Origin of the sequence: Selenomonas sp. GACV-9, from assembly GCA_900116485.1 — a bacterium.
GTDB lineage: Bacteria > Bacillota > Negativicutes > Selenomonadales > Selenomonadaceae > Selenomonas_A > Selenomonas_A ruminantium_G.
Genome location: FPAX01000004.1, coordinates 48,709 through 70,442, shown reverse-complemented (window position 1 = coordinate 70,442; position 21,734 = coordinate 48,709). Strand labels below are relative to the sequence as shown.

Below are 21,734 nucleotides of genomic sequence, written 5' to 3'. Positions count from 1 at the left end.
CAGTCCTGCTGCGCAGGACAGTCGCTCCAGACAGAAAGAAGCACTACCCCGTTCGCCCCTTTGGCAACGGAAGTCTGAGATTGTACGAATCGTTTCTCCCGTAACAAGCACATCGATGTAATCCGTGGCCTATCGCCGGAACAGAGCAGGATTATCCCAACATAACGGAGGGCGAGGGTGGGTACACTTTCTTCGTAGACGGAGCGACTGCCCGAACGCAGTGAGGGATGGCACGCGGTAAGTATAAACTAGAACGTCAAGATGTATTGGCGCGCCGCCGGCCTGCCCGGCGCATGTAACTAAATACGTACTTATACACCAGCGCGGGTCATTTAGCGAAGCGGAGAAAAAGTGCACCCACCCTCACCCAAGCTGAGCTGTATCACGCTTATTGTAATCTCGCACTAACAGACAAACTGTAATTTAATTTATCGTAAAGTATGCAACTTCCGGCGAGCAGCCAATGCGGCACGGGAACCAGCTGCCGTTGCCGCTGTGCACATACCCAAAGCTTTTCCCTTTCTCCACGAGCCCACGGTTGTACTTGAACACGGGAAACAGCGGCATGCCGAGCACGCCAAACTGGCAGCCATGCGTATGACCAGTCAATGTCAGCAGCACCCCTGCCGCCGCCCCATCGTCGATAAACTCGGGGTGATGCGCAAGCAGGATCGTGCGCGGACGCTCCTCAGCTGGCACCTGTGACAGTGCCTCGGCCGTATACTTTGCCTTCAGCTGCTGGAACTTCTTCTCCTCCCGGATCATCGGGTAGTCGGCACCTGCCAGCCAGAAGTCACGCCCTGGCACCTTGACCGCCTCATTGTAGAGGGCATGGACGCGCGTCTTCGCCAAGTCTTCCTTTATTTTCTCCACGCCACGGAAATGCTCATGGTTGCCCAGGCAAAACCAGATGCCGTCGGGAAATGCATCGACATACTCATCGAGCAGTCGTGCGGCCGCCGGGTTGAGCGTTTCATCATCAAAGAGATCGCCCGTAATCACCAGCATATCGGGGCCATCAGCGGCAATATGCGTGAGCAGCTGCCGTAAATCCTCGTTGTCAAAAAAGCGGCCAAGATGCACATCGCTGATCTGCGCTAACCGGAAGCCCTCGGGGAAACCGCCCGCAGCAGACTTCAGCGTATAGCGGTTGTCGACCGTATGACGGCGCTCATACTGACTGCCATAGGTGCTGGCAGCCACGAGACCTACAGGATAGGCAGCTGCCCGTTTCAGGAACCGGCGCCGCTCAGTATCGACAGGCAGTTTCATCGCCCGCCGCCAGATGATTGCCCCCGGTATCACGAGAAATACCAGCACCAGCGCGCCAATGAACACGAACCAAAACAACTTTATCATATATTTCTCCCTTTTCTGTTACTATTAGTATATACTACGATTATACGCGATTCCCCTGTAAAAAGGCGAAAAAAATAGAACCGGCAGTGCCGATTCTTAACCTGCAAACAAAAACAATACAACTATGACATATGATTATGCCAAGCCACGAAGGTGCGCATTCTCCGCCTGCCGTTCCCGGTAATACCAGCGGATCGAGTTGCCAATAGCGCAGCGTACTGCGTCAAGTTCTCCTGCCAGCGCCAGTTTGCGCAGCCGGTTGACGTCAAAGCCATTGACAGACAAGTAACTTGCAGAAAGGAAACCTCCTCGTTTCAAGATTTTGCGATAACTCGCGCTGTCACGACGGTCCATTTCAATGTTCTTGATAGCCATAAATAATCCCCCCATAGTTTTGGTATGAAGTATATTTACATGCTCCCTTGATGGCAACTACATTATAACACATAATTGTAAAGTTGTATACTATATCTTGGGGAAAACCAATTTTCGCCCACTAAATCGGGCTTGGACGTTTTCTAGCGTGTTGTTTTTTTCTGCAAACACTGTGCATATAAACACATTTATTATATAATATAATTGTTATGTATGTAGTAAAATTTTAGGAGGTTTATCTATGCTGACCGCACAGACCAAAGAGTATCCGCTCTCTGCTGAGCTGCAGGCCAAGATTGATCTGGTGCTCGAATCGCATGACAACGATCCCACGCAGATTGTCGGTATCCTGCTCGAGGTGCAGGAACTGAACGAACGCCACTACGTCCCTGAGCCCGTCGCCTATTATCTGGCTGACCGGCTCGACTTGCCAGTCACCAATGTATTCGACTGCCTGAATTTCTACAGTGAGCTCTCCTCCAAGCCACGGGCCAAATACCCGATTCAGGTCTGCAGCTCGCCTGCCTGCCGCGTCAATGTCATTGACACCAAGCGGCTTTTAGAGACGCTTGAACGCCTGCTCGACATCAAGATAGGCGAGACGACCTACGATGGCCGCTTCACGCTGGAGACCACGACCTGCTACGGTGCCTGCGACCGCGCGCCCTCGGTACGCATCAACGGCCAGATCTACGATCATCTCGACTCGCAGGAAAAAATCGAGGCCCTGCTGCGTTCGCTTACCTAAGCTGGGAGGAAAGAGTATGAGCAAGACAATCAGGTTCCTGACCAAGAATTTTGGCCAGTACGATACATCATCCATCGGTTCCTATATGCAGATTGGCGGCTTCGAGGCCCTGCGCAAGGCTGTCAACATGGATCCCGAGAAGATCTGCGATATGATCAGCGAGGTCAAGGTGCGTGGCCGCGGCGGTGCCGAGTATCCGCTCGGCCGCAAATGGCATCAGGCCCGTGCCGTCCGTGGCGAGAACAAGGTCGTCGTCTGCAACGCCGACGAAGGCGAGACCACGACCTTCAAGGATCGGGAACTCATCCAGAACGACCCCTTCAATCTCATCGAGGCCTTAGTCATCGCTGGCTACGTCTGCGGTGCTACCGATGGCTACATCTATATGCGTGCCGAGTACGCCTGCCTGCGGCCGCTGCTCCTCAATGCCATCCGGCAGGCCAAGAACTACGGCTTCCTGGGCGAGAACATTCTCGGCAAAGGATTCAACTTCAACCTGCACCTCTACTCTGGCGGCGGCGCCTATGTCTGCGGCGAGGGTACGGCACTGATCCGCTCCATCGAGGGCAAGGCTGGCCGCCCGCGCATGAAACCGCCTTTCATCAAGGTCAGCGGCCTGTTCGCCCGCCCGACCTGTCTCAACAACGTCGAAAGCCTATCGATCGTCCCGCATCTGCTCATGGACACGGAAGGCTTCTATGCCTCCTGTGGCTCGGACGAATCGATTGGCACCAAGATGATTTCCGTTGCTGGCAATGTCAACAATCCCGGCGTGTTCGAGATCCCGTTCGGCACGACCATCCGCGAGATCATCTACAACCTCGCTGGCGGCATGCAGCATGACCGCGAAATCCAGCTCATCCAGTTCGGCGGGGCCTCAGGCAAGGTGGCCGATGCCTCCATCCTCGACACGCCCTACACCTATGACGACCTGCGCGCCGCTGGCGTCATGGTCGGCTCTGGCGGCATGCTGGTCATCGACAAGCGCACGAGCGTCATCGACTTCTTGCGCATGAATCAGGAATTCTTCTCTGAGGAAAGCTGTGGCCAGTGCACGCCTTGCCGCGAAGGCAATCTGCACATCAAGATCATCCTCGACAAGATTGCCAATCACACGGCGACACAGGAAGACATCCGCATCATGGCCACCATTGCCCGCGTCATGAGCATGTCGTCCCTCTGCGGTCTTGGCGAAACGGCCCAGAACACATTGCAGTCAGCTATGCTGGCATTCCCGGAAGTATTTGACGTCGGAGGTGAAGATTGATGGCCGCTGAAAACAACCAGAATGAAATCCCGATGGTTCATCTGACCATCAACAATATTCCCATCGAGGTACCCCAGGGTACCAAAATCATGCAGGCCGCCGAGACCCTCGGCATCGATATCCCGCATCTCTGCTACCACGAGGACCAGCGAATCAAAGCCCACTGCCGCCTCTGCTCGGTGGAGGTCGTCGGCAAGCGCCGTCTGCTCGCCGCCTGCTCGACGGAGGTCTGGGAAGGCATGGAAGTCCATACGGACACGCAGATCGTCCGCGATACACAGGTCTCCATCCTGCAGCTCATGCTCGCCAACCATCACAAGGACTGCCTGAGCTGCCCGCGCAACCAGAACTGTGACCTGCAGCGTCTCTGCAGCCGTTTCAACATCCTCGAGTCGCCGCTGCCCAGCGTCGTCAAGGAAGAGCCGCGCATCGAGACCAATCCGTCCATCGTGCGCGATCCGGCCAAGTGCATCCGCTGCGGCCGCTGTATCCGCGCCTGCAAGGACGTACAGGGCATCGCGGCCCTGACCTACGCAGGCCGCTCCAGCGACATCGTCGTCACGACGGCCTTCAACAAGCCGATGGAAGATACAGACTGTATCCTCTGCGGCCAGTGCAGTCTTGTCTGCCCAACAGGTGCTATCGTCGAAAAGGACGACACCACCAAGGTACTCGATGCCCTGCAGGATCCCGAAAAGCACGTCATCGTGCAGATTGCCCCCTCCGTCCGCGTTGCCCTTGGCGATGCCTTCGGCCTCGAACCTGGTGCCATCGTTACGGGGCAGATGGTCACGGCCCTCAAGCTGCTCGGCTTCGACAAGGTATTTGACACCAACTTCGGTGCTGACCTCACCATCATGGAGGAGGGCGCCGAGTTCCTCGAGCGCCTGCAAAATGGCGGCACCCTGCCGATGATGACCTCCTGCAGCCCGGGCTGGGTCAACTATATGGAAAAACACTTCCCCGACTGCATCAGCCATCTTTCCTCGGCCAAGTCGCCGATGAGCATGTTCGGTGCCATCGCCAAGACATACTATGCCGAAAAGTCCGGCATCGACGTCAAGGATATCGTCACCGTATCGGTCATGCCCTGTACGGCCAAGAAGTTCGAGGCCGCACGCCCCGAAATGGGCCGTGACGGCAGGCCAGATGTCGATATCGTGCTGACCACCCGCGAGCTCATCAAGCTCATCAAATACGTCGGCCTGCGGCTGCGCCAACTGCCGGAGAGCGAGTTCGACAGTCCGCTGGGCCTCGCCACTGGTGCCGGTGCAATCTTCGGTGCTACTGGCGGCGTCATGGAAGCTGCCCTGCGCACAGTCTACGAAAAACTCACGGGCAAGACACTTGAAAGGCTAGAGTTCAGCGAAGTCCGCGGTTTCGAGGGCATCAAGGAATGCACCATCGACATCAACGGCCGCGAGATCCGCATCTGCGTTGCCCATACGCTGCGCAATGCCCGCCGCATCATGGAACAGGTCAAGAAGGGCACGAGCCCCTATGACTTCATCGAGATCATGGCCTGCCCTGGCGGCTGCATCGGCGGCGGCGGCCAGCCCATCGGCACAACCAATGCCATCCGCAAGAAACGCATAGAGGCACTTTACGAGATTGACCGCAACCTGCCACTGCGCAAGTCCCATGACAACCCAGAAATCCAGACACTCTACAAGGAATTCCTCGGCGAACCGCTCAGCGACAAAGCGCATGAGCTGCTGCATACCACCTATCACAAGGTAAGCAAACCTTACGAATTCTGATAGACAGGAAGGCCGCGAGTCCCAACGGACCCGCGGCCTTCTTCCTATTCATATGCTGATGATCATCCTACCGTGACCTGAGTCGGCATCTCAACTACCGGACTTACCGTGCCAATCTCGGCAGCATAGCGGCGATGACGACGTGGCGGTGGCGGCGGTGGCGGACGGCGATGACGACGTCTCATTGCCTCCCGACGACGGCGCTCACGCTCCCTTGCCTCCCAACGACGACGCTCACGCTCACGCTCGATGCGCTTACGCTGCTCCCACGTGAGCAGATCCTGCGTCTGGATCTTGTCCAGCTCCATGACGCTAAGCGTCTGTACCTGTCCCGTCGTCAGCGTAGCTGCAAACGAATCCATCGGCTGCACTACAGCTGCCTCTGCCTGGCTGCTCATCCCCAAGCCTAGCCCGACACTCAGCGCCGCAGCCATAATCAGCTGTTTCCAATACTTCCTCATTTTTTTCATCTCCCTCCTGGATGTCATTCCAATACCTGTCTCTTAACTTTGCTAGCATTTTGTACTATGATTATACATCATTTATCTCAATAATGCAATTATTTTTTGTTTTCCGACAATTATATAAGATAAAGCTGCCCCCGAAAGGGGCAGCTATAATCATTTGCCGCTCAGCAAAGAATTGATATACTGCTGCGCAATGCGGCCCGATACGCCGCTATGCGACATTTCCCATTTGACTGCACCAGCCTTGAGCTCCTCGTCGCTGAGCGTAATCTCGGGATGACGGCGGGCCAAGGTCTTGATGATATCGTAGTACTCCTGACGGCTCGGGCTGAAATAGCCGATGGACAGGCCAAAACGCGCCGACAGCGAGAGTTTTTCCTGCACCGTATCGGTCTGATGCATATCGGGGTCCACCGAATCCGGCCGGTCGTTCCAGGTCTCGCGAATCAAGTGACGGCGATTGCTGGTCGCATAAATCAGCACATTGTCAGGCTTTACCTCAAGGCCACCCTCGATGACTGCCTTGAGATATTTATACTCGATCTCGAATTCCTCGAAGGACAAATCATCCATATAGATGATGAACTTATAGTTGCGATTCTTGATCTGCGCGATGATGCGCTGCAGATATTTGAATTCATGCTTATAGACCTCGATCATGCGCAGGCCCTGATCGTAGTACTGGTTGAGGATGGCCTTGATGCTCGTGGATTTGCCCGTACCGGCATCGCCATAGAGCAGGACGTTATTGGCCTTGCGGCCAGCGACGAAGGCCTCCGTATTGTCCTGGAGCCGTTTCTTCTGGCTCTCATAGCCGACGAGATCATCAAGGCGCATATCACCCGTCGTCGTGATGGACTCCAACAACTGCCCTGTGACCTCGATATTCGGCGATACGCGAAATGCCTTGTTGAGGCCAAACATGCCCACACCATAGCGGCCATAGAAATCCGTGACCATGCGATACATATCCGCACCGTCCTTGGCCTGCTCAATGGTATCGCTAAGCTCACGCACCTTGTCGCTGACGCTCTTGTTGTAGATCTGCTCCTTCTTTTCCACGGCTTGATAGTTCTCGATGACGCTGAAGCAATCCAGTCCCAGCGCCTGCTCCAGCGGACCGAAATCATAGTCGAGCAGCTTGCGGAACACCTCGAAATCGCTGCGCGCGAATTTCTGCACACTGCCGTCGCTGGCGCCTTTCTTCTCACAGACCAGCGTAAAGGGCGTCTCCGTCGTCGCCAGCAGGAACGCCAGATAGTTATGCCAGAGATTGCCATTGAAGCCATAGCGCGTGGCCACATCCAGCAAGCGCGCAACCTCGTTCAGTACTTTCCCCGACAGCTCCTCAGCATCATAACTGCCACTCTGGAACTGGCGGCAGATATCAGCCAGCTGGAACAGGATGCTGTCCTTGCCGATCTTGCGATAGATGATGAGCTTTGCGGTTAAACGGTGCATATCCTTCTCTCCTTCAGATAATATGTAAATTCATTTCCTCTAGTGTAGCACATCTGTATAGATATTTCACCTTCCTTTTTGGCCAATCCTTGACAGATATCCCAGGATAGTGCTATATTTAATACGATATGTAAACCGTTGAGGCGAGGATAACGTCCGTCACGCTTGCACAGAGAGTCCGGAAAGCTGGGAGCCGGATCAAAAACGAGCGGGCAAATGGGTCGCTGAGGGCGCACTGAAAGGCACTTCAAATCTGCCTAGTAGGCTGCGACGTATGGCTCACGTAAGTAGTCAGGAGCATGGTTGTGCTCCATCAAGCGCATGGCAAAGTTGCCATGAATCAGGGTGGCACCGCGAAAGATTTCGTCCCTGGCAGTTTTGACTGCCGGGGACTTTTTCAGTGCTCCGGCGCTAGAATAGGAGTGGAACTACATGGAACAGACTCAGGAAACCAAGAAGATCATCTTATCGGGCATCCAGCCCACCGGCGAATTCACACTGGGCAACTACCTCGGTGCTGTCCGCAACTGGGGCAAGATGCAGGAAGAATACCAGTGCTACTACTTCATCGCTGACCTTCACTCGCTGACTGTCCACATCGATCCGGCCAAGCGCCGCCAGCAGACCCTGCAGGCATTCGCGCTGCTGCTGGCCTGCGGCATCGACCCGGACAAGAGCCTCGTCTTCGTCCAGAGCCACAACAAATGCCATGCCGAGATGGGCTGGCTCATGAACTGCGTCTCGCAGTTCGGCGAGCTGTCGCGCATGACGCAGTTCAAGGATAAATCCTCGAAACACCCCGACAACATCAACGCCGGCCTCTTCACCTATCCGGCCCTGATGGCTGGCGACATCCTGCTCTACCAGGCCGACTATGTGCCAGTCGGTGCCGACCAGACCCAGCATCTGGAGTTCACGCGCGACATCGCTACGCGCTTCAACCACACCTATGGCGAAATCTTCAAGCTGCCTGAGGGCTACTTCCCGAAAGCCGGCGCCCGCGTCATGAGCCTGCAGGATCCAACGAGCAAGATGAGCAAATCCGACACCAATCCGAAGGCTACCATCTCGATCCTCGACGACGAAAAAACCATCCTCAAGAAATTCAAGAGCGCTGTCACCGACAGCGAAGCCAAGGTCTGCTTCCGCGAAGATAAGCCAGGCGTCAGCAACCTCATGACCATCTACTCGGCCATCACGGGCAAGACCATGGACGAAATCGAAGCCGAATTCGACGGCAAAGGCTATGGCGACTTCAAAGCCGTCGTCGGCCAGTGCGTAGCCGATGAGCTCAAACCAATCCGCGAAAGATACGCCGAGCTCATGAACAACCGCCCGTACCTCGAAGAAAAGATGCGCGAAGGTGCCGAGCGCGCCACCTATATCGCCCGCAAGACACTGACAAAAGCCAAGAAACGCGTTGGTCTGCTGCTCGAAAAATAAATATTACCACCAATGCCAATAGGGCTGACACCAAAACGTCAGCCCTATTTTTATTACTCACAGCCATTCTCCCCCAAATCCAATCGATAATGATAGGGGCGATATTTTTTATCCACAAATAACATATCTGCTGGTATCTTATCCAAATACGCATATACCGTATTCTCCGACTTACCGGTAAACTTGCGGATATCCTGCATAGTCGCCCCGCAATCCGAAAAGCAGGCCGCCTGCAGCAACAAGTCATAAAATACAAATACTTTCTTATTCGCTCCCGCAATATCCTGTATCTTTTCAAGGCCTTTTAAATACAAACGCTCTTTCTCTTCCAATACAGCTCTCGTATACGATACCGTCTGCGCAATAAACTCCAGTATCCCGATAATAAACGGTGTCATATCGCCACAATTTATAGACGCATCAGTCACAGAAAACAACTCATAGTATTTCTTTCGATTACGCTTTATCAAGACGGATAACTGCAAGGCCACCACAGGATCCAATTCCCTTGTCAGATAATACGCCGTAATGAACCGCGACAAACGGCCATTGCCATCATAGAACGGATGGATGTAGCCAAAAAAGTAATGAAACAACGCCACCCGATAAAAAACAGGTATCGTCTCATCGCTAAGGATTGCAAGCGACTGGTCCATGCTAGCGATAATCTCGGCCTCTGGATACAAGCCACGATGAACGACCTTTTGCGACGCAGACACGATATCCACACTATTGCGGCGAAAAATCTCGCCATCTGGAAGATTATCCTCGTCCTCTGCCCGTATCTCATCTGCCAGGAACGCGTCATATAAGACACGAACATCCCGACTCTCCGCAAAAGAAATCTCCTCCCGCGCTAAAAGGCGTAGATATGTGTCTACCATCGTCCCCATCCGCTGGCTCTTCCGTTCATCAGCAGTCATACTCAACGCCTGGCGGATTTCCCTACGCGTGCTATGTACCCCTTCGATATCGTTTGTAGACTTCACTTCATCGACAATACTTGCTCGCAAGAAAAAAGCTATCGCGGAGTGAGGCAGCCTATAGATCAGCTTCTGACACTCAGAAAACTCCTGACGAATTCTCTCTTGCAAAATTGCAGTGTCCTTCGTATAACAAAAAAAAGCCCGATACTCCTCAGAATGTCCATATTGCGACACCGTCAAGGGCAGAACCTGAGCCTCAACACTATTAATCCGACGCTCATACTCCCCCTGCCACTCCGTATTTCTCTTGTAATAGATTTTATATAACGATTCATACATATGCTTACCTGCTAAACTAAAACATCGGCTCATACAAAACCTCAAAAACTGTATTTTTTGAGGTTTTGTATGGATTATACCTCAAAAAATTACATGTATCAAGACCTTTCGTAAGCAGTTGCACCACATCAAGCCGACGATGCACTCGGCCGTTTAATGCATGATTTTCACTGCACCAATGCAGATGACATGTATTATCCTGAATTAGCGCAACGAGTAAAATTCTACAAAACCAACGACAAAGGAGTGAGCAAAATGTGCGAAATCATGAATGAGGTCTTAAACGAAGGGCGTGCTGAAGGCGAACGCAACATGGAAATGACCATCGTAAAACGCATGCTCCTAAAGCATAAACCATTAATAGAAATCATTGATGCCGTCGATTGGTCTAGGGAACGTGTCATCGCCTTCGCCAAAGAAAACAACATCACAATTACAGAATAACCATATCTTTTCGTTATAAAAATGCCGGGGCAATACTACCTCGGCATTTTATTTTCTCAATTAGTTCTAAGGCATCTTGTTCAAATTTAATGCCATCATTCTTATTGTATACTTTATCCTATATAGAATCTACGTTCCTATTGTGATATAATATATGCGGAAACATTTGTTTGTAAAGTAAATCACTTGCACCACATCTTACATTTTTTTATAATTGAAGAAGGAAGGTGGCTCAAACGGCAACGCAAGAGGAACTGCGCCGGCAAAGAAACCTGGCGCGAATCAAAAGATTCAAGTTATTAGACGATACCTTTTTCAACAGTTGCTTCGATGGATACCCACAAGGAATGGAATTGCTCCTGCGCATTATACAAGGACGTGACGATTTGCAAATCATGGAAATGGTTACGCAAAACACAGTTCCCAACCTATATGGGCGCGAGGTTCGTTTCGACGTTTTTGCTAAAGACTCACAGGGAACCGCGTATGACTTTGAAGTCCAGCGCAGTGATGCTGGTGCTGTTCCGCTCCGAGCCCGCTACAACAGCAGCCTGCTCGATGCCATGGAAGTGCAAAAAAGCACCAATTGGAAGGATCTACCAAAAACCTGCGTCATATTCATCACAGAACATGATGTGCTACAAGGAAACCAACCAATCTACCACATCCGGCGTAAAATCGAGGAAATGAACAATTCCACCTTCCATGACAATGCCGATATCATCTACGTAAACGCAGCACATCAAGCCGACGATGCACTCGGCCGTTTAATGCATGATTTTCACTGCACCAATGCAGATGACATGTATTATCCTGAATTAGCGCAACGAGTAAAATTCTACAAAACCAACGACAAAGGAGTGAGCAAAATGTGCGAAATCATGAATGAGGTCTTAAACGAAGGGCGTGCTGAAGGCGAACGCAACATGGAAATGACCATCGTAAAACGCATGCTCCTAAAACATAAACCATTAATCGAAATCATCGATGCCGTTGATTGGTCTAAAGAACGTATTATCGCCTTCGCCAAAGAAAACAACATCCCAATCACAGAATAACTGTAAGCGCTAAATAACGTAAGCAATAACTCCCCCAATGTTATCAATAGCTAAAACGAGCCTGACCACGATATCGATGGTCAGGCTCATCTTTAATTCACTCTGCTGAACTTCATCACTTGACGCCGCTTCCTTCGTTATCTCTTCACCGGTCTTTTAGCCTCTGCCATCTCGCCTAACGCATACTCACAGCACTGTTGCACAAGATTATTGACCGACACCTCCTGCGCCTTCGCCACCTCAGTGAGCCGTTCCAACAAATCGACAGGCAAGCGAAACGTCTTATTCATCATCTCAGAGTTCTTCTTGACTATAAACATTCAATCACCTCACAACTCCCTCTTATCTTCAGTGAATGTCAATTTCCACAAAAATATTCAATTGTCCGCTGCAAACCTTCTTTTAAGGAAACTTGCGGCGCCCAACCTAAACCTGTCTTTGCCTTCTGATTAGAAAGCATCGATCGGTATATATCTCCTTCACGCGGTGAGTCGAATTTGGTCGTGATTTCGCATCCCGAAACCTCGCTCAATGTTTTTACCAGCTCCAACAAACTAGTCTCCGTCTGCGTGCTAAGGTTATATACAGCATTCACATTTTCCGTCGTCATCGCCTTGCAGATACCGCGAGCAATATCACCTGCATACACAAAATCACGCGTCTGTGTACCGTCACCATAAATGGTAATATCCTGCCCCGCTGCGATGCGCTTAGCAAATATGCTGATAACGCCACCTTCGCCGCTATCGCCCTGCCGCTCACCATATACATTCGCAAAGCGGAAAACAACATAATCCAGGCCATAATGCTCATGATATAGCGCTAAATATTTCTCAACCCCAACCTTTGTCAGTCCATAAAAAGACTGTGGCAAAAGTTCATGCGTCTCCAGTAGTGGTAAATCAGACTCTACCACATCGCCATAGGCAGCTGCTGTCGAAGCAAAAATCACTCGAGCCCCACACTGACGTGCTGCCTCTAAAACATTGAGCGTTCCCATGATATTCTCTGATGCATCATAAACGGGATCTTTTATCGAAGCATCTACCATGGTCTGAGCAGCTAAATGCACAATGACATCAAATTTTTCCTGCTGAATCTTTTCCTTTGCTAATGCATCCCGGATATCCATTTGCCAACAAACACAAGTATCTTTTCCTTGTGGCAAATGTTGCCATGCCCCAGAACTGACATTATCCAACACAAATACTTGATGAGCAGATTGCAAGAGCTGGCGCACTAAATGTGAACCAATAAAACCTGCGCCCCCTGTTACCAGAACCTTCATTACATAGCCCCCTATTTCTACATACGAATCTTCTCCAGCAATTCTTTGGTCTTTTTCCTCATCAGATTATCATCATGCCTAGACTCAACGTTGAGGCGAATCACAGGTTCGGTATTAGACTTACGTAAATTAAATCGCCAATCATCAAAGGCTACAGATAGACCATCAATCTTCGTGATCTGCCCCTTGCTCCCATACTCCACCTCAATCCGAGCTAAAACTTCATATGCGTCTTTAACCTTGCTATTGATTTCTCCAGAGCATGGATAGCGTTCCATACGTTCCTTCATCAGCTCAGACAACATTTTACCGGATCTTGAGAGCAGCTCCAGAACCAGCAGCCAGGGAATCATGCCGCTGTCGCAATAGGAAAAGTCACGGAAATAATGATGAGCACTCATCTCACCGCCGTAGATGGCATTCTCTGCCCGCATCTTTTCCTTGATAAATGCATGACCACTCTTGGATATTACTGGAATGCCACCGTTTTCTTCCACCAGCTCCTCCGTATTCCATGTAAGCCGCGGATCATAGATGATTTTCTCCCCAGGATTCTTCTGCAAGAACGCTGTGGCAAGGAAACCTACCATATAGTAGCCCTCGATAAAGTTCCCCTGCTCATCAAACAGGAAGCAGCGGTCAAAGTCTCCATCCCAGGCAACACCAGCATCAGCGCCAGACTCTCGCACAGCTTTGGCTGTAGTCTCACGATTTTCGGGTAGCAGCGGATTGGGTACGCCATTGGGGAAGTTACCATCCGGCTGATGATGAACCTTTACCAATTCAAATGGCAGATATTTCTCCATCACATCCAGGATTGGCCCTGCCGCACCATTGCCGGCATTGACTACCACTTTCAGCGGCTTTAACTGAGATACATCTACATAGGAAAGGATATGCTTTACATACGCTTCGGCAATATCCACCATCTCCACTTTACCTGCTGTTTCTGCCGCAGCTGGCAGCTCACCATCAGCCACCAGCTTTTCCAAATCCCGCAGACCAGTATCCCCAGAAATCGGGCGAGCCTCCTGTCGCACAAACTTCATGCCGTTGTATTCCTTGGGATTGTGACTGGCAGTAATCATGACACCGCCGTCCAGTTTCAGATGCGCCGTGGCGAAATAAATCATCTCCGTACCACACTGACCGATATCCAAGACATCACAACCGGATTCTATCAGCCCTCTGACCAAAGCTTCCTTCAAAGCCGACCCGGACAAACGGATATCATTCCCTACCACAACCTTCTTTGCTCCAAACAAGCTGGGGAAGAATCTGCCAATGCGATAGGCAATATCTTCATTTATCGTTTTGGGGTAAATCCCCCGGATATCATAGGCTCCAAAGGCCTCTGTGCAATAACTCATAAATCAAAATCCTTTATTATGTCAAATATATTTTTATCTGCCACCGAACAAAAATCTATTCGCAATTTTTTGTTTGCGAATTATTACAAAACCGACATAGCAAGCCGACAAAACTAAAACTGATTCCAGAATTGTCATTGCATAATTCAACTCAAAATCTCTGCAAAGCTTTGGTAGTATATATCCGTAAATATAGCCAGATATAATATAAATAGCTAACGACGCAATACCAATATTCTGCAGCAAGGACCATCCCCTGTCTAATATCATGCGACTGTTGTCATAGATCAGACGCAACAACAGCAAAAACATTAAAGCCCCAGCAAAGCCAATCAACATCCTGTAAATATCATTCCAAAACTTCCATTCTGTAACTATATGCGACCTAAGCCCCACGACTGCATAGCCGGATGTGTATATGTAGGCATAATAGCCATACATAGAAAAAAGCCCCGCATAAACAATAATGGTCAGCAATAAAACCTGCAATTTATTTCTGGAAAAGAATCTTTTAACCCTAGACAGTTTGCCAGCTCCATACAAATATGAGCTCACAAAAAATGGATACATAAACTTATAGAGCGCTGCATTGAAACTGTCCGGAACTACGAATGTCAGCATATAAAGCCCTACATAAGCTAAAATATTATCTGCTAACAGCTTTCTTATCATCAAGACTAACAGCGAATTGTAGAATATTGCCCACAAGAACCAAATATCATTAAAGAAATGTCTGGTTAAATCATGGGCAAATGTACCTTTGCCCCCCCCCGAGTGTACATAAAACGATTGTTATCAATATAGCCCATGACAGCATAGGCAAGACCAATTGTTTAAAACGGCTGATTATAAGTGCTCGCCAATCATGGCGTCTTACGCTAAAGCTGAAAAGATAACCACTTACCAGCATAAACAAAGGCATATGCCAACTATAAATAAAACGAAACACATCATTATAAAAAAAATCGCCTTGCATGAATTCGGCTCCGCTACCAAACTGAATGCAGTGTCCAACTACTACTGCGATGATAGCTATGCCCTTGACAATATCCAAATAGGCATCGCGTTTTTTTACTTCCACGCCATCAACTCCTTAACGCTCAGCCCGCATGGGATTGTTTAAGAAATCTTCATAAGCCAGCTTAATGCCATCTTTTAACTTTGTCTTATACGTCCAACCTAATTTCTCAGCTTTAGACACATCGAGGAGCTTGCGGGGCGTGCCGTTTGGCTTGCTGGTATCCCAAACAATTTCACCTTCGTATCCGATAACCTCTGCCACCAGCTCAGTCAACTCCTTGATGGAAAGTTCCTTACCTGTTCCCGCGTTAACGGTTTCGTTGCCGCTATAATTATTCATCAGGAACACGCAGAGATTAGCCAAATCATCTACATAAAGAAATTCACGCAAAGGCGAGCCATCTCCCCAACATGCTACCTTCGCAAGCCCCTGTTCTTTCGCTTCATGAAAGCGCCGAATAAGTGCAGGTAGTACATGACTGTGGGTAGGATGATAGTTATCATTGGGCCCATAAAGATTCGTCGGCATAACAGAAATATAGTCTGTACCATACTGCTTATTCAAAAACTCACAGTATTTAAGCCCGGAAATCTTGGCCAGTGCATAGGCCTCATTTGTTTTCTCCAGCTCCGACGTCAGCAGGCACGATTCCTTCATCGGCTGTGGTGCCATGCGCGGATAAATGCAGCTGGAGCCTAAGAATTCCAATTTCTTGCAGCCATTTTTCCAAGCTGCATGAATCACGTTCATCTCCAGCATCATGTTGTCATACATGAAATCAGCTAACGCCTCGCTATTGGCTACGATACCGCCAACCTTGGCTGCTGCCAGGAACACATACTCCGGTTTTTCCTGCGCAAAGAACACATTCACAGCCACCTGATCGATCAAATCCAGTTCCTTATGTGTACGGGTAATGATATTCGTATACCCCTGCCGCTCAAGCTCCCGGACAATAGCCGAGCCTACCATACCTCTGTGACCAGCTACATAAATTTTTGCATTTTTTTCCATCATTATGATACGCCTCTTTATTCCCACTTGATTTTATCTGCCTTGGAGATAGCCTCGCCCAACTGGACTTCCATAATAGTCATACGGCTCTGCGCTGTAACCTTGTGCTTGCACCCCGCTGGCAGCTCTACGATATCGCCAGCCTTAACCACACGCTCCTGCCCATCCAGCAAGACCGTCCCCTCACCACTGACGACATTCCATATCTCCTGCCGATGCGCATGGCTATGATAATTCATGCCGTGGCCCGCATTCAGTGTCACCTTGATGGTCAGGCTGTCTTCCTCCACATCAATGATCTGGAAACTGCCCCAGGATTTCTCCGCGAACATTACCTGCTGGGTGAGATTTTCCACATAGGGCTTGATATGACTCGATGCCTCTTTATCCGCCACCAATATCCCCTCAGGGCTAGCAGCCACCACAAGATTCTTGGCCCCCATCACGAGGATCGGCACATCCATTTCATTGACCACATGAGTATCCAAGCAGCTATCATCCATGGTCACATCGCCAATAAACGGCTCATGCATGATTTCCGTTAAGGTATTCCAAGTGCCCAGGTCTTTCCATTCCCCAGCATAGCGGAGCACGCTAATGCTCCGCTCCTTCTCCACCACAGCATAGTCAAAACTGATTTTCGTCAGATTGCCGTAGTTCTCATATAAGTCTTCGTAGCCTTTGAAATCCAACAGCTCATGCGCCTTTTCTAGCACATAGCCAAGCCGATAAGCAAAAACACCACTATTCCACAAGGCACCCTTTTCGATATACTCAGCAGCCTTAGCTGCCGTCGGCTTCTCCTTGAAGGAATCGACCTTACTTATTTCATCTTTTGAAGCCGGCATGATATAGCCATACTTCTCACTGGGATAAGTCGGCTCAATGCCCATCAACATCAAGTCAGCAGTTCCTCTAGCCGCTAATTCCGTTAAGTGCTGAACGGCAAGATAATAATCCGTGGACACATAAGGATCAACAGGGCAAACGGCTACCGCCTCATCTGTCCCTACACCCTTCACATCATGAAGATAGGCACTGACCAGTACAATAGCAGGAAACGTATCCCGACGGCATGGCTCCACGGAAATATCCACACGATCTCCCAACTGATTTTTCAATGTTGACACCTGCGATTTTGACGTAGCCACAGTGATGTCAGCTGTTCGATCTACTTTGCGAATCTGCCGAAATACCCGTTGCGCCATAGATAGATATGAACCATCCACCTGTGGAAACAACGGGATAAACTGTTTCGAGCGAATGTCATTGGATAGTGGCCACAATCGCTTGCCGGAACCACCAGATAATAACACTATATGCAAAGAATCACTTCCAATCATAAATATAATTGATTTGACTTGATATATACTTTGATATATACTTCTTTAAAAAGAGGTGATGATTATGCTCACAGCAAAAATTTTCAAAAATGGAAGAAGTCAGGCCGTTCGCCTGCCTAAAGAGTACCGCTTCAACGAGAGTGAAGTCCTCACACACAAAGTCGGTGATGTACTGATGCTCTTCCCTAAGTCTCAAGAGGACAGCTGGAATATGTTACTGACCAGCCTGGATCTGTTTAGTGATGATTTCATGGCTGACGGTCGCGATATCCCCCAGACACAGGAAAGGGATGCACTATAATGTATATGCTTGACACTAACATCTGCATATTCGCTATCAAAAAACGTCCCGAAAAGGTTTTAGCTCGATTACAAGCCCACAAACCATCAGAAATCTGCATATCCTCTATTACCTATGCCGAGCTTTGCCACGGTGTGGAAAAAAGTCAGGCCAAAGCCAGAAACCGCTTGGCACTCACTTTATTCCTATCTGCCATAAACATCATGCCCTTCGACGAACTTGCTGCATATGAATATGGCAGAGTACGAGCCACATTGGAATTAAATGGTACACCTATTGGCCCACTTGATACACAGATAGCCGCACATGCAAAAGCATTGAACATGACATTAGTAACCAATAACACACGTGAGTTTAAACGAGTAGAAGGATTAACTCTTGAAGATTGGGCAAATGAATAACCCTATGCATGACGAGTCAGAATTGACTCGTCATTTTATAATGCCCTTTTCCAAAAATTCCGCTAAATTTACATGTTCCGTCAGTCGCTCAGCTGCAACTTTTTCCATGTCGTGCTTGACCATGATTTCTACCAACTGCTCAAAGGTAGTCTTCGTTGGATTCCACCCAAGTTCTTTCTTTGCCTTTGTCGGGTCACCCCAAAGATTTACTACATCAGTAGGACGATAGAAATCCGGACTTACCTCGACTACAACCTTACCTGTAGCCTTATCAATGCCCTTCTCATCCATACCTTCGCCAGTAAACTCCAGCTCAATGCCCGCATGATGGAAAGCCAGCTTACAGAACTCGCGTACTGAATGCTGTACACCTGTGGCAATAACAAAATCTTCCGGCTTATCATGCTGCAGAATCAGCCACATGCACTCGACATAATCTTTGGCATAGCCCCAGTCACGCAGACTGTCGAGATTACCGAGATACAATTTCTCCTGCTTACCCTGCGCAATGCGGGCAGCTGCGAGCGTAATCTTGCGCGTAACAAAAGTTTCGCCGCGGCGTTCCGACTCATGGTTGAACAGAATCCCCGAGCAGCAGAACATATCATAGGCCTCGCGATACTCCTTCGTAATCCAAAAACCATACTGCTTGGCCACAGCGTACGGAGAATATGGATGGAACGGCGTATTCTCATTCTGCGGAACCTCCTCAACCTTGCCATAAAGCTCTGACGTAGACGCCTGATAAATTCGGCAGGTATCCTTGAGTCCGCAAAGGCGAACGGCTTCTAGGATGCGTAATACACCTGTAGCATCCACATCTGCCGTAAATTCCGGAGCATCAAAAGAAACCTGCACATGACTCTGGGCTGCCAAATTATAAATTTCGTCAGGACGTACCGAACTGATGACAGCCATCAGTCCCATAGAGTCGCCCATATCTCCATAATGCAAATGAAAATTCGGCTTTCCTTCTAAATGCGCAATACGTTCACGATAATCCACCGAAGAACGGCGAATTATGCCATGCACCTCATAATCTTTTTCCAGCAATAACTCCGCTAAATAAGAACCATCCTGACCGGTAACACCGGTAATCAATGCTTTTTTCATAACTTTAAATTTCCTCCTACATCAAAAGCTCCGCTATATAAATAAAAACAATAGATTTCCCCAAAAAGATATCAATAACCGAATATTACCAAGGCAATGTTTTTGTTCCTTTGATAACCAAGCATATTCGTATACATGATTTTAAAATTTTTTTCCACCATACTCTATGTTCATATATTTCACCTGACGACCCACTTACACCGCAAACATCGCATTCGTTTTTATACAAACGACAATCCTCTTTATGTTTTATAAAGTATTCATAATAAATATGTTCAACATAAATGCCAATACTATCATTTACTCTTTTGAACAATCCCATTAGATTTTTTCTATAATATGAAGTTTTAAACGTCAATAAATAAGTATCTGCATAATTATATTTCTTGTGTAAATCAATTAACACAGAAGCTTCGTCCATCTCAAGGCTATCACGCACTATTCGAGAAAAATCATCTATAATATAACGACCTGTTACCTTAATAATAATTTCCGGAATATCCGTCCTCGAAAAGAATTTATCCAACATTTCAAACTCTTGATATCCTTTCCCTTTATCATACGCCTTGGAGACAGGGCATTTCACAATGATTAACCCATCTATTTTTTTAAAATCATTATCGCTTTCTATATCATATTCTGAATTCTCCAAAAACCATACAGGGCAAAACTTGCAATAATATTTTATAGCTTCTAAATATTGTTTCCTTCTTTCACTAACGCTTTTAACTGCTACAAAATTCGAATTAGGTTTTATTGTCCCTGTAAGGACAATTCCCATATCAACATTCATCTCAAAATACCTCACGCTTAAGCTCAAATATTTAAATATTAAATTACCATTTCCTAAACAACATAGTAACATCATAAGATAATGCGCACAGTAATATTAGCATTGAAATACTTAATGACCATATTATCCCTTCAATATTCATCATTAGTATAATCGTAAAAACATAAGCTAAAGGTATAATTAATAAAGCAGCAATAATCCAAGCTATCATCTGTATATTCAATCTGCCAATGCCATTCAATATCATGCAATAATTGCCTGCAAATAATGATAGTGTATGATAAACGATCATCCCTATTATCAGCCATTTATCATATACGAATTTCATCGAAAGCCAAACATATAATACATCATCTAAAAACAAAGCTACGAATAACATTACAAACACAATAAGTACTGATATATGACAAGTTTTTAAAAATGCTCGTTTAATCCATTTATAATCACCTTTAGCGTATGCTTCTGTATATGCCGACCAGAGTGGTGTTAAAATTAAATTTTGTACCATTACTGAAAAATTAAAAATTTTAAATATTACATCATAAGTTCGTACATATTCCGGTCCTAACAATTGTGTTATCAAAATATTACTAAAGCCGAACCCTACAATACAACAAAGTTGGATAATAAAAAATTTTAATCCAAGGTTAGTAATTTCTTTTAATCGACATAAGTGCAAGTGGCTAAAGGAAGGAATCATATCTATATGCTTGTAAAAAAAAGCTATAATAAATATAATTTTGGACAACAATATTGAAAATCCAAACCCATAAACAAAACATACCAAAGAATGTTTTTCTTGAAATGTTAATATATATATTATCAATAATAGCAGTGCACCATTTACAACACTAATCAGTCCTGGTATAGCCGCTTTTTGATACGCATAATAAATCTGATTAATTATACTTAACACAAATGATATAACAACAAATACCCCTGTTGACAAAATCGCCAAACTCAATTCATTAGGATCAATATCCGATGTATTGAAAACGATTTGCATATCTATACACCGAACCGAAACGACTATAAATAGTAATAATAATGAACCTATTCCCAAAATAGAAAAGAAGCCAGTCGATATATATATCCTAGCAGAATCATTATCATGCATAGCTACAGCTTCTGCTAGTTTGTTTCGCAGACCTAATCCAATCCCCACATCCAGCATATTTATCCAATTCATAATAGAAAAGAGTGTTATCCAAACGCCGTATTCTACAGCATTTAAATAATGCAATGTTAACGGCAAAGTAAAAAAAGACAAAGCAATACCAGCTGCCTTCAATACGACAGAATAAAGAACATTCTTCTTTACATTAACACTTCTTTGTACCGAGTTTTCAAATCCAGCTCTATCATTTATCTTTCTCAAAACAACCTTTCCTTTACTTTTGCTTTTAAAGAATCAATGTTGCAACCATGTATGTATTAAGTTTT

General features: G+C 47.6%; 23 protein-coding genes. 8 read left to right on the top strand and 15 right to left on the bottom strand.

The window, feature by feature from the left end:
* Positions 1-423 precede the first annotated feature (423 nt).
* Positions 424-1,359 carry a metallophosphoesterase gene (locus tag BM322_RS05585; protein ID WP_075428923.1) on the bottom strand — a complete coding sequence of 312 codons (936 nt, stop codon included), beginning with the start codon at positions 1,357-1,359 and terminating at the stop codon, positions 424-426.
* A 135-nt stretch (positions 1,360-1,494) separates the two neighbouring features.
* Positions 1,495-1,734 carry a hypothetical protein gene (locus BM322_RS05580; RefSeq protein ID WP_033171335.1) on the bottom strand — a complete coding sequence of 80 codons (240 nt, stop codon included), beginning with the start codon at positions 1,732-1,734 and terminating at the stop codon, positions 1,495-1,497.
* Positions 1,735-1,975: 241 nt separating this feature from the next.
* On the opposite strand from BM322_RS05580, the gene BM322_RS05575 reads away from it, so the two are divergent.
* The 3 genes from BM322_RS05575 to BM322_RS05565 are packed head-to-tail and all read left to right on the top strand — an operon-like array spanning position 1,976 to position 5,509.
* On the top strand, positions 1,976-2,482 hold the full coding sequence (locus BM322_RS05575; protein WP_075428922.1) for an NAD(P)H-dependent oxidoreductase subunit E: 507 nt from the start codon (positions 1,976-1,978) through the stop codon (positions 2,480-2,482).
* 16 nt (positions 2,483-2,498) lie between these two features.
* Positions 2,499-3,749 (top strand): NADH-quinone oxidoreductase subunit F, encoded by a 1,251-nt coding sequence (locus BM322_RS05570; protein WP_075428921.1) that lies wholly within the window; start codon positions 2,499-2,501, stop codon positions 3,747-3,749.
* Positions 3,749-5,509: an NADH-dependent [FeFe] hydrogenase, group A6 gene (locus tag BM322_RS05565; RefSeq protein WP_082334392.1), complete on the top strand. Its 1,761-nt coding sequence runs from the start codon at positions 3,749-3,751 to the stop codon at positions 5,507-5,509. Before BM322_RS05570 ends, BM322_RS05565 begins: the two co-directional genes overlap by 1 nt.
* 62 nt (positions 5,510-5,571) lie before the next feature.
* On the opposite strand, the gene BM322_RS05560 is transcribed toward BM322_RS05565, so the two are convergent.
* Together BM322_RS05560 and BM322_RS05555 are read right to left on the bottom strand one after the other, a co-directional pair.
* Positions 5,572-5,970 (bottom strand): hypothetical protein, encoded by a 399-nt coding sequence (locus tag BM322_RS05560; RefSeq protein WP_075428920.1) that lies wholly within the window; start codon positions 5,968-5,970, stop codon positions 5,572-5,574.
* Between the two features lie 159 nt (positions 5,971-6,129).
* The gene (locus tag BM322_RS05555) at positions 6,130-7,437 is read right to left on the bottom strand and encodes an ATP-binding protein (protein ID WP_075428919.1); all 1,308 of its coding nucleotides are present in this window, start codon (positions 7,435-7,437) and stop codon (positions 6,130-6,132) included.
* A 432-nt stretch (positions 7,438-7,869) separates the two neighbouring features.
* Between BM322_RS05555 and trpS the strand changes: the two genes are divergently transcribed.
* Positions 7,870-8,880 carry a tryptophan--tRNA ligase gene (gene trpS / locus BM322_RS05550; RefSeq protein ID WP_075428918.1) on the top strand — a complete coding sequence of 337 codons (1,011 nt, stop codon included), beginning with the start codon at positions 7,870-7,872 and terminating at the stop codon, positions 8,878-8,880.
* Positions 8,881-8,933: 53 nt separating this feature from the next.
* On the opposite strand, the gene BM322_RS05545 is transcribed toward trpS, so the two are convergent.
* Positions 8,934-10,145 (bottom strand): Fic family protein, encoded by a 1,212-nt coding sequence (locus tag BM322_RS05545; RefSeq protein ID WP_075428917.1) that lies wholly within the window; start codon positions 10,143-10,145, stop codon positions 8,934-8,936.
* A gap of 255 nt (positions 10,146-10,400) precedes the next feature.
* On the opposite strand from BM322_RS05545, the gene BM322_RS05540 reads away from it, so the two are divergent.
* Both BM322_RS05540 and BM322_RS05535 read left to right on the top strand, forming a co-directional pair.
* Complete coding sequence (locus tag BM322_RS05540; protein WP_075428916.1) at positions 10,401-10,589, top strand: hypothetical protein; 189 nt, start codon at positions 10,401-10,403, stop codon at positions 10,587-10,589.
* 227 nt (positions 10,590-10,816) lie between these two features.
* Entirely contained in the window at positions 10,817-11,647 is an 831-nt protein-coding gene (locus tag BM322_RS05535; protein WP_075428915.1) for a PD-(D/E)XK nuclease family transposase, read from the top strand.
* 137 nt (positions 11,648-11,784) lie between these two features.
* Here BM322_RS05535 and BM322_RS05530 read toward each other — a convergent pair whose 3' ends face one another.
* From BM322_RS05530 to BM322_RS05500, 7 genes are all read right to left on the bottom strand, one after another.
* Positions 11,785-11,967, bottom strand: coding sequence for a ribbon-helix-helix domain-containing protein (locus tag BM322_RS05530; protein ID WP_075428914.1), 183 nt, complete (start codon positions 11,965-11,967; stop codon positions 11,785-11,787).
* Between the two features lie 38 nt (positions 11,968-12,005).
* Positions 12,006-12,935: a GDP-mannose 4,6-dehydratase gene (locus BM322_RS05525; protein ID WP_075428913.1), complete on the bottom strand. Its 930-nt coding sequence runs from the start codon at positions 12,933-12,935 to the stop codon at positions 12,006-12,008.
* A 17-nt stretch (positions 12,936-12,952) separates the two neighbouring features.
* The gene (locus tag BM322_RS05520; protein ID WP_075428912.1) at positions 12,953-14,305 is read right to left on the bottom strand and encodes a phosphomannomutase; all 1,353 of its coding nucleotides are present in this window, start codon (positions 14,303-14,305) and stop codon (positions 12,953-12,955) included.
* A gap of 33 nt (positions 14,306-14,338) precedes the next feature.
* Complete coding sequence (locus tag BM322_RS05515; RefSeq protein ID WP_143102189.1) at positions 14,339-14,977, bottom strand: hypothetical protein; 639 nt, start codon at positions 14,975-14,977, stop codon at positions 14,339-14,341.
* Positions 14,978-15,047: 70 nt separating this feature from the next.
* The gene (locus BM322_RS05510) at positions 15,048-15,386 is read right to left on the bottom strand and encodes an acyltransferase family protein (RefSeq protein WP_075428910.1); all 339 of its coding nucleotides are present in this window, start codon (positions 15,384-15,386) and stop codon (positions 15,048-15,050) included.
* Positions 15,387-15,398: 12 nt separating this feature from the next.
* A complete protein-coding gene (locus BM322_RS05505; protein WP_075428909.1) occupies positions 15,399-16,343 on the bottom strand; it encodes a GDP-L-fucose synthase in 945 nt (314 codons plus the stop codon).
* Between the two features lie 14 nt (positions 16,344-16,357).
* A complete protein-coding gene (locus tag BM322_RS05500) occupies positions 16,358-17,665 on the bottom strand; it encodes a sugar phosphate nucleotidyltransferase (protein ID WP_075428908.1) in 1,308 nt (435 codons plus the stop codon).
* An 82-nt stretch (positions 17,666-17,747) separates the two neighbouring features.
* Between BM322_RS05500 and BM322_RS05495 the strand changes: the two genes are divergently transcribed.
* Entirely contained in the window at positions 17,748-17,984 is a 237-nt protein-coding gene (locus BM322_RS05495) for an AbrB/MazE/SpoVT family DNA-binding domain-containing protein (RefSeq protein WP_075428907.1), read from the top strand.
* The gene (locus BM322_RS05490; protein WP_318254544.1) at positions 17,984-18,385 is read left to right on the top strand and encodes a type II toxin-antitoxin system VapC family toxin; all 402 of its coding nucleotides are present in this window, start codon (positions 17,984-17,986) and stop codon (positions 18,383-18,385) included. The genes BM322_RS05495 and BM322_RS05490 overlap by 1 nt, the downstream gene beginning before the upstream one ends.
* Positions 18,386-18,415: 30 nt before the next feature.
* On the opposite strand, the gene gmd is transcribed toward BM322_RS05490, so the two are convergent.
* The 3 genes from gmd to BM322_RS05475 all read right to left on the bottom strand — a co-directional run bounded on the left by gmd (position 18,416) and on the right by BM322_RS05475 (position 21,669).
* Positions 18,416-19,498, bottom strand: a complete 1,083-nt coding sequence (gmd, locus tag BM322_RS05485; protein ID WP_075428905.1) for a GDP-mannose 4,6-dehydratase — start codon at positions 19,496-19,498, stop codon at positions 18,416-18,418.
* 85 nt (positions 19,499-19,583) lie between these two features.
* Positions 19,584-20,291, bottom strand: coding sequence for a hypothetical protein (locus tag BM322_RS05480; protein ID WP_075428904.1), 708 nt, complete (start codon positions 20,289-20,291; stop codon positions 19,584-19,586).
* 43 nt (positions 20,292-20,334) lie between these two features.
* Positions 20,335-21,669, bottom strand: a complete 1,335-nt coding sequence (locus tag BM322_RS05475; RefSeq protein ID WP_075428903.1) for a lipopolysaccharide biosynthesis protein — start codon at positions 21,667-21,669, stop codon at positions 20,335-20,337.
* Positions 21,670-21,734: the final 65 nt, after the last annotated feature.